The following is a 13,050-nucleotide window of genomic DNA, read 5'->3' as shown; positions in this document are numbered from 1 at the left end:
ATGGCGAGACCTTAGCCTAGGCTACAAAGCTGATAGAGTACGCCAATAAATTTTCGATAAATGATTGCAGTATGTTTCATAATTGGTATTTAAATTTTCCGAGGCGTAGGTTTGAAAGATCGGGCTGAAATTTCTCGCTGAATGATTTAGGATCGGTCACCTTGTGAGATGGTGAGTTTCTGCCTCGTCAGAGATTAAGACTTTTAACGGGAATTTAGTTTGTGAAGGCCATATGACCTCCTTTGTCAGCTCGTACCGCACGGCACTTAAGCAGTTTTTCGAACAATCATGGCTTGGCTACCTATTCATTGCTCTGTATGGCATCCGCTATGGGATGGCAGCAAGCATCCCTTTGGGCAATGACGAGGCCTACTACTGGGATTGGGGCCGCGCGCTCCAGCTTTCCTACTACGATCATCCACCCTTCGTAGCCTGGCTTTCAAAACTCGGCCAGTGGGTATGGCCCTTTTCTGGCTACCTGGAAGGCCGGTTTTGGATTCCCATCGCCCACTTAGGCCTCAGCTTGAACCTCATCTATATTGCTAGCAAACTGAGTAGAAACGCTCTTAGCGTAAATCAGAAGCTTGTTTTTCTTCTGGCAACCCAATTGGCCCCTATTATCAATCTTGGTGGGTTTATGCTGATGCCAGATGCTGGGCTACTTCTTTGGCTTTCTGCATTTCTCGCCTTAGGGATTTACATTTTAAAAGAGCAGCACGGTCAGCTTTCTAGTTTCCAGGGCTTTCTTCTAGGCTTGCTGGTGGGTCTCTCGTTTCTAAGCAAATACCACGGCATTGCTATCGGTGGTGCTGGCAGCCTATACTTATTCCTTGCTTGCAAAGACTGTCGAAAACTCAGTCGGGTAAGTGCCTACCTGGTGGGCTTTGCCATCGCAGTGAGTCCCGTGGTCTTTTGGAACATAGCCAATCAATTTGCATCCTTCCGATTCCAACTCAGCCATGGCTTTGCAGAGCCTAGCTTCCATCTCGACTGGGGACTCAGAATCATAACAGCTGAATTACTCCTACTCACGCCCTTAGTCCTGTGGGGGCTGATCAAAGGCGTAAGACTTGGAATAGGTAACCAAGGGGTTCAGCTCCTGTGTGCCGCCTCCTTACCCTTGCTTGCCCTTGTCATTGCCATGAGCTTTTTCAAAGAAGTGCTACCTCACTGGCCTCTACCAAGCTTGTGGCTATTGAGTCCGGTGATCGTTTTAGGCAATCCATCGGCGAAGTCGTGGTGGTTCAAGGGCAATGTGATTTATAGCACAGCGTTGGTAGGAATTCTGGCTCTTGCCGTTGGGGTTCCTTCCCTTCGACAAAGTTTGCTGACGAGCCTGGGTGGTAAACCTCAAGGACTTGGTGAACTAACCCTTTGGCCTTATCTAGTCGAAGACCTAAAAGAGCGAGAGGCCTTTAGTCCGGCTCACTTTTCCCACCTCGACCTTCCCGCACACTGTAAGGACCAGCCGCGGATTGGCAGTTTCCGCTGGTTCTGGGGTGCCCAACTTTCGTTTTATATGGATGGTCAGCCATCGATTCATGTATTCGATCAAAATCGCCCCAGCTACTACGACTTCCGGGATGACCTTTCATCCGATGTTGGTTGCCCTATAGTTTTTATCGGCGACAAACGCCATGCGAACCAGCCATGGCTTTCTCAGTATATTGACACAATCGACACGGAAGTTTTTCTGCCCTCGATGCACCAGGACCGAGAATCCATTATCATCTGGGGAACCATTCGCAAGCCATTCAATCGATTATCCCAACTGGGTAAGGAAGCAAGTAAGGGTAAATCCTAGCTCTTAGGCCGAGGAGTCGAGGAGCTTATGCTTGGTATCAAAGTCATTGCGAAACGCTAGAAATCTGGCCTTCGAATCATCGCGGACCCGATAATTTCGGTCTTCTAAGTTAATCACACGGAATCGGGCCTGCTCCTCTGGAGGCAACTCCTCATAAACATCCTGCTGAATCGTAAGTATATTGGAGAGGGGCACCCCTTCTCGGTCAAATATCAGCTTTCTCATCGCCTCGTACCTTGTGGCGAGTACCACTGCTGGCCCCCAAAGGTCGTGACGGATCGCCCCAGCTTTTGAGAAGTAGCCCTTCACCTTTCCCTTAGCAATTCCGATCGAGCAGTTAAAAGGCCTCTGATAAGGGTCTTTGTTCATGATTTCATTGAATAGACTCATGAATTTCAAAGCTAGGTCTAAAGCGCTGCTAGACTGATTGTTACCAACCTCGCGAAACGGAAAGCCCACTGAGCAAAGAAAGACATCGCCCATTTCTTTGATCAAATAGGCTGATGATCGCAGTGTTTTCCTATCATAGTCGTCCGTCATCATTATCCGGCACTGAGACATAAATTCTTCCCAATTCTCAGCAAAAAACTCTGAATCAGCACGAGAGCTACCGATGACATCAAAGGCCAGCACACAAGCTTGCTCGATCCCAACTGGCATGGTGCTTTCAAGAACTGCACCTTGCTTCATCTGTTCCAGCTGATGTGGATAGAAAACCTTTGCTAATTGCCGGTAGCTATGTTCCCGCTCCCGCTCAGTCACTAGAATTTTTTGGGCCATCGCGGCAAGCATAAAGAGGTTTTCAAGGCTCGTGCCGTAGAGCATCGCTCGTTTTAGGACTGGATAATCTAGCACGTTGAAATTATATAGGACATTAAGCAAAACGCTGACAATCATAGTTCCGTAGCCCACACAATAAATAAGTGCATAAGCCGTGCGATCTCTGATGGCGACAAAGACTCCACATGCTAACAGGAATGGTGAGCAGAACAGCACGATGGTTTGTAGAAAATCAAATCCTTTGAGGGGATAAAACATGGTGTAGACGGTGCCCAACACCGTCATGATACAAGTTAATTGGCTCAGCCTAAAAATAATTTTAAAGCGGCTAAGGCTTAGGAAGTACATGGAGTAGAGCGTGGCGAATAGAGCCATCACTCCTGCGCTCACTCCGATTCCATCATTTTCCCCCCAGAGACCGTCGGTAACCCGCCAAACAGATATTGCCCAGAAGGCAAAGCCTACTAGATAAAAGAGATAAGAGAGGCTGGTACGATCGGAATAGGCGAGAAACAGCATGATATTGAAGAAGAGGCTCATGAATATGATGGCAAGAACAATCGAAAACTCTAGGTCTCGTTGATGCCGCGTTACCAAATATTCACTTAAGGTATCCCAATAGCGAAGTGCAAAGATGATCTCTAGCTTTGGCTGAATTTTGAAATGAACAGTTATCTGTGTATCAGCTGGAATCGTAAGTGGAATCGATCGATGATTGTGAGATTCCCCTAGCCGAAGAGTCCCTCGAAGCTCTCCGTTTACAAACATATCCGTCTGTCTATAGCGAAAACCATCAGCATCGAAGTAAATAGTTTTTGAGTGATTTCCTGAGTTAGCGAATTGAAAACGAGCCCATATGTGGCGGCTACTACCGTGGATCTTGGGATCAAGGCTCGCAAAATGGAAAAAGTCTCTGGAGCCGGCAACAAACTTCACCTGATTTTCTGGCTGCAAAATATCTTGGATAGACATTTCATCTGCTACCAGAAATTGCCCATAAGTTCCAAGAAAACGCCCCTGCCACTGATCGCCCGCAACATCAACCACACCAGCCCAGGAGTGCGTGCCTAGTATAAGTGCAAACGTGATGATGGTAATCCGAAGCATACAAACCCTAACGAACGTAAGTTTCCTCATGTACCACTCGGCAGACTAGATACTCGACTAGCAGGCAATTTTTACTGGCCTAGAACGCAACATTTTGGTTTTTGACTGATTGGGTGAATTTTAACAGTATTGGGCAAATAGATTAGGCCTGTCGACGACAAGCCACAACGTATGGCGTTCATCAGGGCATATCAATTGTTTGTGTTCCCAAACGTCAACAGCCCCTAGTCAATGCCATCGTTCAATGACCATTGCTAAGACTAGACGAAGAAAATTTTACGACAGTTTGGAGGACGAGCTTTTTTAAACGAAACTTTTCCCTCTGTGAACTGATTAGGGATTTCTTAATGGGGCGCTCTCAGGAGCGCCCTGCTTCTTTGTTCCTATTGCTTTGCAACTTCGTAAACGGTGGTTGTTCCGCTCACTTCATGGCCAACAATCAACAGGTTGCGCCCCGTTGGATTTTGATCGGCACTGACAAAAACCAAACCCTCAGGACCTAAATCTCCGGCACCATCTTGGCTCGCATCGAGAGCTTCGAAATTACGGCTGCTAAAGTAAGTAAGATAGCGACTGTTCGCTGGATCGGTGATGTCATAGACCATGATACCGCTCACACGTTCCAAACCGATAAATGCGAGAGTTCGTCCATCGATTGTCCCCAGAGCAACACCCTCCGGCTCCGGCCCTTTATCATCGCTTCGATTGTCAACACTTTGGTTTTTATCATTGGTCTGATTGAACTGATTTGGAAAGTCTTGGGCTAAAATGGATTCAAAATCCGATGCACTGTCAAACACTAGCTGACCATCGTCCTTAAAGATACTGAACGAACGTGCACCAAAGGAATATAGCTTCTGGTACACACCCAAGCGATCCGCACCTTGGGATGCCGTTACAGTAAGCCTTAGATCCTGAAGTTGGCCAAACTTCGGCCCCAAGTCAAGATCTGAAAGCCGTGCTTCTTCATAATCTCTGGCATCTCCTTCGTTGGCAGTAACGATAAACGTCTCACCTTCGACTGCATAGCTGGCAATGCCATCTGGCTGATACATACCGTAAATGCCTGGATAGGCTGAAAGCTTGATGCCATCACGATCGCTGATATCGAGCTTGTTAGCCTCGATGCCATAATCTTTGTAACCCAAACCTACAATCTTTGCGATTCGCTTAGCCTTGAGATCAACAACTGCTAGAGCATTGTTTTCCTGAAGACTCACAAATGCTTTGCTGCCGTCATGACTAACGGTGATGTACTCTGGTTCAAGATCCTGGGCAACAGTTGCTCCAAGGCCAAAGATCCGCATTTTATCGAGATCTAGCTCTTGATGACGGCTGGCTCCTTTATTGAAGTCCTTAAATCCCAGGTGAGCCACCTTCCCCGTCGAACCTTGGCTCAGATCGATGATCGAAATAGAGCCTTCAGGGTCAACAGTCAAGTCTCCGTTCGGTTCGCCTTCATTTGCCACAAGGATCAACGAACCGCTAAAGGTCACCATATCAGGTAAGGCCCCCACTTCGTAGACCGACTCCACCTTCAAACTCACTGCATTCAGTACAAAAACGTAGCCTGGATCTTGCTTAACAGCAGCTTCCACCGCCACTGCGATACGATCACCGCCGACAGCCACACTATTGGCAGCGCCTAGGGGGCGCTTGATCCCTTGCCCTTTACTGAGGTCCGACACGCTAAGACTTTTTTCCAAAGCAAGTGATCCGCTGTTGCTTAACGTCATGATGTCTAGTGACGTGGTTCCCGCGTTCACCGCAATAACCCGATTCGTAGGCGTATGATACTGAATAATCTCGGAGCCGCCTTCGTCGAATAGCCCTGTCTTGTAACGGGATAAAAGCTTCAGCTCGACGCCGAAAGGCTTCGAACTGACTAGGTTTTGTTGCTGTTCTTCCACTGGGGCTGGCTCTCGCTCGTCGCTAGAGGACGAACAAGCAGACACAGAGAAAATTGTCATACTACTCAAAAGGGAGATCCAAGACCTTCGATTCAGAACCATCGCAGTAACCTCTTTGCTATAAATAAGTGGACGCCAATTTATATTGACCATGTAAAGAAAGTGTGAAGCAAGATTAAAGAATAATTGAAAAAAGTTCCAGTTGGTGGGAACTCCGATTTTTCATGAAGCTTCCTCAAAACTTAGACAACTGTCAAACATGACATTCGCGCCATTGACGCCTTTGATTCTCGAAGTTTCTCGTATTCAGCCTCGTTTACTTGAATTAGACTGACTCAACTATCTTTCTAGAGACGACAATTCATTATGCGGAGGGCAATCGGGTGAATCAAAAATATTCTCCAAAGTCACATGGAGCAGCTCATTCAGGGAGTCTGGGTCTCGTTGTGCGGGAGCATTTAAAAGAGAATTACCGCGATATCTATACTCCCGAAGCCATGAGCGCTCTTTCATACATGGCTCAATTTAACCAAGAACAGCATCTCCTCATGCAAAAACGCTATGTACGAAGAGCTGAGCGATTTCGCGATAAGCTTGCCATAACGTTCTTGGATGAAAATAGCCAAATTGGGAATACCAATATCACCGTAGGAGACGCTCGGGAGGGAAAGTTCGTAGGTTCGCCAATTCCTGACGATCTGAAGCGGCAGTGGATCCAAGGAACCGGCCCAGCGACAAAACCTAGAGCAACTTTGGCAAAAAGCCTTAGGAATGTTTCCTATGCCCTTCTTTCGGGAGCAGATGGCTGGATGTTTGACGGCGAGGACGCTCTTGGTCAAACCGAAACCATGTCTCTCGATAATCTACGCAATCTAAAACTCGCCAACACTAGCGATCCACTCTTTCTTTCAATCTCGGAACAAGTTGCTACCGAGATGAATCGCTGGTCGCAATCATTTTTATCGAAAGATATTATCGATGATGTTGAGAAGCAGCTGAAATTTACGACACGAATTTATCGGGCCCGAGGCCTACACCTCGATGATCGGCACATCCGTACTGAGGCTGGCCAGGCTCTATCGGCTTCTATTACAGACTTAACACTGTATGTCTGCAACAACTACCGAAGCTTGATGGAGCAAGGCCGTTCTGTGGTTTTGTATCTACCGAAGATTCAAACCGCAGAGGAAGCTGGCTTCTGGAATCGCATGCTCTGCGCTCTTGAAGACTATCTAGAAATTCCTGTGGGCACGATCAAGGCCTACGTTCTCGTCGAGCAGTTGGAAGCAACCTTTCAGCTCATGGAAATCAGAGCGGCACTGTCTCCCCATTTTGTAGGCTTTAACACAGGGCGTTGGGACTACATCAATAGCGTCGCTGATGCTATGGCCTTTGACCCGAACTTCATCAATCCCAATATCGAAGAAATTGGAATGACTTATGGCTATATGCGCAATTACGAAGACAGGGTCAGACGCGCTGTCAATACCCCAGACTTAGAGGGTCAATTTGCACTCTGGCAAGGGGGAATGGAGCCAAACATTCCAGTCGGATCTTCCGAGGGAGTCGAAGCTTCCATGAAGAAAGCCGTCAAAGGTGCTGAAAGAGAGCGTGAGGCTGGAGCTAGCGGCAAATGGGTGGCTCACTGGAAAATGGTCCACATCGTAAGGCCGGTCTGGGAGAAGGCAGGGGAAGAAAACCAATGCGGTCGCTCATTCCCCCCATTGACCTACACCAAGGAAGATCAGGATGGCCTAACCCTTCTAGAAGACGCCACCACCGACATCCGAGGTGCACGCAACCTGATTAGCGTTGCCCTCCAGTATGGCAATGCGTTTGCTCAAGGCTTTCAAGCGGCTGCATTGAAACCTGCCGACTTTTTTAATGATCCATCCGTACTCTACTTGATGGAAGATATGGCGACAGGCGAGATCCGGGTGAGCATTCTTTGGGAATGGCTCCACAAGGGGGCAAAGCTAACTGAAGCAGACTCCGCATTGAGTCTGAAGAAGGGCGATGTCTTCAATGAAGAAATCTTCTCAAAGCTCATGGAGCAAGAGTACCAAAAGCTTTTGGATGCTAAGGATAAAGATGTTCATGACGACTCAAAAACAACCACCCTACCCATAGCTCGAAGTATTGTGGATCGATATGTTCGTGAACCTAAAAAGTTACCTTGGTACATTGACCTTTTAAATCTAAACTTGGGTATTCATAACTTAATGACAGCTAACGAGCGAATTGAACTTTTCATTAATGAATTTCAGCGTAATGGGGTAAGAATGACTGAAAATCTAGACTTCCGGGCACAGGACAAAACCTTGGTGGATCTTGACGATCCTAATGAGTACAACAGTCAGCTCGAAGAACTGAAAGCGTGGATGAATGGCCCTCGTTTTTCAGAAATCAAGCGTCTTTACACAGCCAAGCAGGTCTTGGAACAAAAAGGCAGCATCGTAGAAAGCTTTCCCATCGCTCAGATGGCAGCAGAAGGTTTCTATGAATTACTGCGAAGCAAGTTCTCTAAAGGAGAGGCCATTACAACTTTTGGCCCTTATTCTCCTGGTCAAGCAGTTGCGATCAAACGGATGGGAATCGAAGGAATCTACCTCGGTGGCTGGGCAACATCAGCCAAAGGTTCGAAAACAGAAAACCCTGGGCCTGACTTAGCAAGCTATCCATTAAGCCAGGTGCCCGATGAAGCCGCCGGACTCGTAAGAGCACTCCTATCAGCGGATAAGAACCAAACCTACAGTCGCTCTAAGATGAGTCATGAGGATCGTGAACGCATTCCAAAGCATGACTTTCGGCCATTTATAATCGCTGATGCTGATACTGGCCATGGTGGCGAAGCCCATGTCCGGAACCTCGTGCGTCGCTTTGTTGAAGTTGGGGTTCCCGGCTACCACATTGAAGATCAGAAACCTGGCCTCAAAAAGTGTGGCCATCAAGGCGGTAAGGTCCTTGTTACTTCAGAGGAACAGATCAAGCGCTGTAACTCCGCGCGCTTCCAGCTCGACTTGATGGGGGTACCGGGAATCATCGTAGCTAGAACCGATGCAGAAGCTGCGTCACTACTTGATTCCTCAAGTGACGAGCGGGATCAGCCTTTTATTTTAGGTGCGACCAACCGCGAGGTCCCCAGCTATCGAACCTCTGTTATGGCTATGCAAAAAGCAATCTACGACCAAGGGATCACTGATATCAATGGCTTCCTGCTCTATAGCATAAGCAATAGCGCCTATGAAAAAGCAAACACCTGGCTAAAGGCGAACGAAGTCTTGCTGGTGATCGACCAAGAGATCGCCAAGTTTAGAGAGTCTGGCAAAGAAGACTTTGGCGAATCCTTCGATGTGATTTCTGGAGAATTTCATAAGCGATGGGAAGCTGCTGCCGGGCTAAAGATCTACACTCAGGCTGTCGCTGATCAGCTAGAGTCTGGCTCAAACGGTGGTATCAAATACGAATGGACGGTGGAGCAGTGGAACGACTTTGCAAAGGATGCCACTCACGAAGAAGCGGTACAAAAAGCCAAGGACATTGGCGTGGATGTGATCTGGGATTCAGAGCTTGCCCGAACTACCGAAGGTTATTATCAGGTTCGCGGTGGCATCGACTATGCCATTGCTAAGTCACTGGCTGTTGCTCCTTACTGCGATATCATTTGGATGGAAACTAAAACAGCTAACCTCGCAGATGCAAAAATTTTCGCCGACGCGATGCATGCCGTATTCCCTGATAAAATGCTGGCCTATAATCTCTCGCCTTCATTCAACTGGGACACCACTGGCATGACAGAAGACGAGATGCGAGACTTTCCCAAGGAGATTGGTAAGCTAGGTTTTGTGTTCAACTTTATCACCTATGGCGGTCACCAAATCGATGGTGTCGCCGGTGAAGAGTTTGCCACGGCACTGAAAAATGACGGAATGCTAGCTCTCGCCCGCATCCAGCGTCGTCTGAGACTATTGGAATCACCGTACAAGACTCCGCAAACCCTGGTTGGAGGCAACCGCATGGACGGTGTGTTGATGGCTACCTCAGGCCGTACCGCCACCACCCGAGCTATGGGTAAAGGCTCAACTCAGTTTCAACACTTAATCCAGACTGAAGTACAACCTAAAGTATTAGACTCCTGGCTAAAAATTTGGGGCGAAACCCACGATATAGGAGCGTCTGTAAGGGCCGAGCTTCGGCCTCATATTGCTGGTTCAGAGTTGCTTGAGTTGACCATTCGTAACGAATCGGCGCAAAGCCTAGCTAATGTGATCTTTGCGAGCTATAAAGATCGCAAAGACAAGATGATCCTATCGGTACGCGATCAAAATACAGATACCAGTATTCGTCGTAAGCGACTTATGCTCTTAGCACACCTATTCCTTATCTATCGCTATAACGTAGATTCGGTTCATTATGTAAGCCCTAGTGACCTTAATCATAAGCAGGCTGATCGGATGAAAGATCTTGGTATCTATAGTGATGTTCATAATGAAGTGGGGGATATTATTGTTGCCCATGTTGATAAGGATCTTGCTAAAAAGTACCAGTCCAATGATTTGACTGAGATTAGTAAGCTTATTCGGAAGGACTAGCCTACAGCTCAGTCCTGGACCTTTATAGCCCTACCTAGCTAGGCAAACTGAAAGTATCAGCTCGCAGCCCCAAGGGCCTGCGAGCTTCCTTCAGCTGCACGCAGTTCCAATGGTAAACGAATTTCAAATTCAAAAGGAGCAAAGCCAGAATCAGAAGGCTTCCCTAGCTTAATCTCAATAGAGCCACCCATTTTCTCAATCTCTGCCTTGACCGCATCCATACCCACACCACGACCGCTGATATCAGTCACTTCTGAGGCAGTGCTGACGCTGGGTCTAAATATAAAGTTAGCAACTTCTTCATTGCTAGCATCGTCAGCGAACGAACCTAACTCTCTAAGCTTAGGCAGATTCAAGCCGCGACCGTCGTCTTTGAAAAGCAACTTAATATTCTTGGGGTCAATCGTACTTTTCAATGAGATGGTTCCATACTCTTCTTTACCAGCAGCCGTGCGCTCACTAGCAGGCTCTAGGCCGTGGTCGAGAGAGTTTCGAATCACATGGGTAAAGATTCCGGAAAGCTTCTGCCAGTTATCTGGAGAGATTAAAACAGCGTCACCATTTGCTGAGAATGCTGGAATCTCCTTACCTAGCTTCTCCGCATCTTGCCCCACCTGGGCCACCAAGTCTTCGAGCAAGCTGCCTAGGTTGTGATTGGCATCCTGATCCAAAAGCATATGAATCTCTTGAAAAAGCTTATCCGACGCGCCACTGTCGTCCAGAAAACTAGCAATGCGGCTGCGGATCTTTTCCAGGGATTCCTGAGTCACCGCACTGGCTTGATTCGCACGGCCTAGCTTGTCATCGTTGATGTAGCGATACGATTCCATAATCTCGATAGCATGTTCCAGTCGTGAGATGAAATCTGGTGCTCGGTCTCGCTCCATCTGCTCAGTTACCGCTTCCGACTTATGAGGGAAGTCCTCTTCGATATCATGCAAAGCCGAGCTGATTAACTTCAAACCATAGGTTCTAAGTAATCCTTTCGCCGTGTGGATATTTCGAAATACAATATCTTCCTTGCCAACTGGATCACTCTTGAGTGCATCGATACATTCATTGAGAAGGGAAATGGTATTTTGATAGACCTGCTTGAACTTGCTTCCTTCAAGATGAACTAACTGATCGATCATCTCTAGATCCCGGGCCTTCTCTTGAGACGCAGCTTCAAGTTCCTTTAATTTTGTAACATCACGAACAGTGACCATGATCTTTTCGATTTTCTTTTGCTTTAATATAGGGCACCAGTCCAGTTCCAAGAATCGTTTTTCATCATCAACCGCTATGGAGTATTCTTTGGGGAGATGTTTGCGATTAAGTTTGAAGGCAATTTTCGTATTACCTAGAGATGTTAGAACGGTACTGCGACTGCATGATAGTTGCTCACTATCAAGGTCGGCATTCTTAAAGAGAAGCTCTTCAAACTCAATCCCCGCAAGATCCTTCCGATTAAAAATAGACTCAAGATAGGTCGAGTACTCGGGACGGATATTACTTTCCTTATCGATAGTGAAGATACCCTGCTCAATATTTTGCAGAATCGACATGATATCTTCAGTCTTTTCATCGATTAACTCCTGAAGATTCTCGGTGAACGTTTTTATCTGAACACGCATTTGGTCAAAGCCCACGGCGAGTGTGCCCAACTCGTCTTTTCGCTCCTTATCGATATCTTTATTCTCGCTGTAGTTCCCCTTAGCTATTGCTGATGCCATCTTGGATAAAGCTAAAATCGGGGTTGAAAAGCGCTTTGCTGAGAATTTTGCAGTTACTGTTCCGAATAGAAACAGACCTACGGCAGAGCCGAGCAGGACGATAAATAAGTTGCGCCGTGATTTTCGGCTCAACTTCGCCATAGTTTCCTCGGACTGCTTGGCACTATCTAGCTGTTGTGCCAGGATAGCATCCATCTCACCTTTGGTTCTCTTGATAGTGGTGTTAAGGGCTTCTAGTGAGATGATGTAACGCAGAAACCCGACTGGTTCTTCTTCTTCCAATCGCTCATCAATCTCGTCGATGCTGCCCTCTAAAATAGGAGTCATCACATCATAGGCTTGAATTGTTCGGGTTTCGCCATTAGGACTTTCAAATTGATATTCCTCAAGTTTTCGAACCACCGGCTTCTTTTCTGCCAGCAAATCCATAAGATTAGGATCGTAGATCGATTGATCACCTTTTGTTAGTTTCCATCTTTGCTCGTCTTCGTCATAGCTAACTCCATCGCCGACACCCTTTGGGTGTTTAGGAGTAGAAATCTGGATAGGCTGGATATCCTCCCCTTCCATACTGTAAAAGCCGGCGAATACAATATCTGGATCAACAGACTGTGATTGGATGATGTAATCTTTGATAAAGAGAATCTGATTTTCTACAAACGTTGTCGTGAGCGAAAGCTTATCCTTGGAGATCAATTGCTGTCCCTTGGCCTCGGCTTGTTTGGCATAAATCGCCACAATTTCCGATTGGGAGTAATCAGCAGCTTTGTTGAAGTTTTGAATGACTTCCCCTGAGAAGGTCTTGCTTTGACCCTGGAAGGCACGAATCAAACTTTCCCCATAAACGGCACTGATTACTGATAGAATCAGAACTGATACCATGATCGATGTGGTGATAGTCACCATTAGTTTGGTTTGGATCGACTTCAAGGCGGAGACCCCTATCTAAAGTTGTCAGCCTTAGGTCTATCGACTGCAGATGGGAAAAGTTAAAGAAATCAGATCCAATCTGCCTTTCGTTTTAGGCTTCGCGTACAGAAACTGTATTCGTCAGTAAGGGTGATACCCATCATGTTTTCCACAAATTTTCAATAGCTTATACCACAGCACGCGCTAAATCCGAGCCTGTATCCAGCCTTGAA

5 protein-coding genes are annotated in these 13,050 nt (G+C 46.9%); 2 read left to right on the top strand and 3 right to left on the bottom strand.

The window, feature by feature from the left end:
• Positions 1–232 precede the first annotated feature (232 nt).
• Positions 233–1,804 (top strand): ArnT family glycosyltransferase, encoded by a 1,572-nt coding sequence (locus B9N89_RS19945; protein ID WP_132321664.1) that lies wholly within the window; start codon positions 233–235, stop codon positions 1,802–1,804.
• A gap of 3 nt (positions 1,805–1,807) precedes the next feature.
• Here B9N89_RS19945 and B9N89_RS19940 read toward each other — a convergent pair whose 3' ends face one another.
• Positions 1,808–3,691: a 7TM diverse intracellular signaling domain-containing protein gene (locus B9N89_RS19940; protein WP_234996134.1), complete on the bottom strand. Its 1,884-nt coding sequence runs from the start codon at positions 3,689–3,691 to the stop codon at positions 1,808–1,810.
• Between the two features lie 383 nt (positions 3,692–4,074).
• A complete protein-coding gene (locus B9N89_RS19935; RefSeq protein WP_132321668.1) occupies positions 4,075–5,703 on the bottom strand; it encodes a choice-of-anchor I family protein in 1,629 nt (542 codons plus the stop codon).
• Between the two features lie 395 nt (positions 5,704–6,098).
• On the opposite strand from B9N89_RS19935, the gene B9N89_RS32305 reads away from it, so the two are divergent.
• Positions 6,099–10,193 carry an isocitrate lyase/phosphoenolpyruvate mutase family protein gene (locus B9N89_RS32305; RefSeq protein ID WP_412535450.1) on the top strand — a complete coding sequence of 1,365 codons (4,095 nt, stop codon included), beginning with the start codon at positions 6,099–6,101 and terminating at the stop codon, positions 10,191–10,193.
• A 56-nt stretch (positions 10,194–10,249) separates the two neighbouring features.
• On the opposite strand, the gene B9N89_RS19925 is transcribed toward B9N89_RS32305, so the two are convergent.
• On the bottom strand, positions 10,250–12,838 hold the full coding sequence (locus B9N89_RS19925) for a HAMP domain-containing protein (RefSeq protein ID WP_132321670.1): 2,589 nt from the start codon (positions 12,836–12,838) through the stop codon (positions 10,250–10,252).
• Positions 12,839–13,050: the final 212 nt, after the last annotated feature.

This window comes from Pseudobacteriovorax antillogorgiicola, from assembly GCF_900177345.1.
In the GTDB taxonomy this organism is placed as follows: Bacteria; Bdellovibrionota_B; Oligoflexia; order Oligoflexales; family Oligoflexaceae; genus Pseudobacteriovorax; species Pseudobacteriovorax antillogorgiicola.
This window is presented reverse-complemented; position numbering and strand designations above follow the sequence as displayed.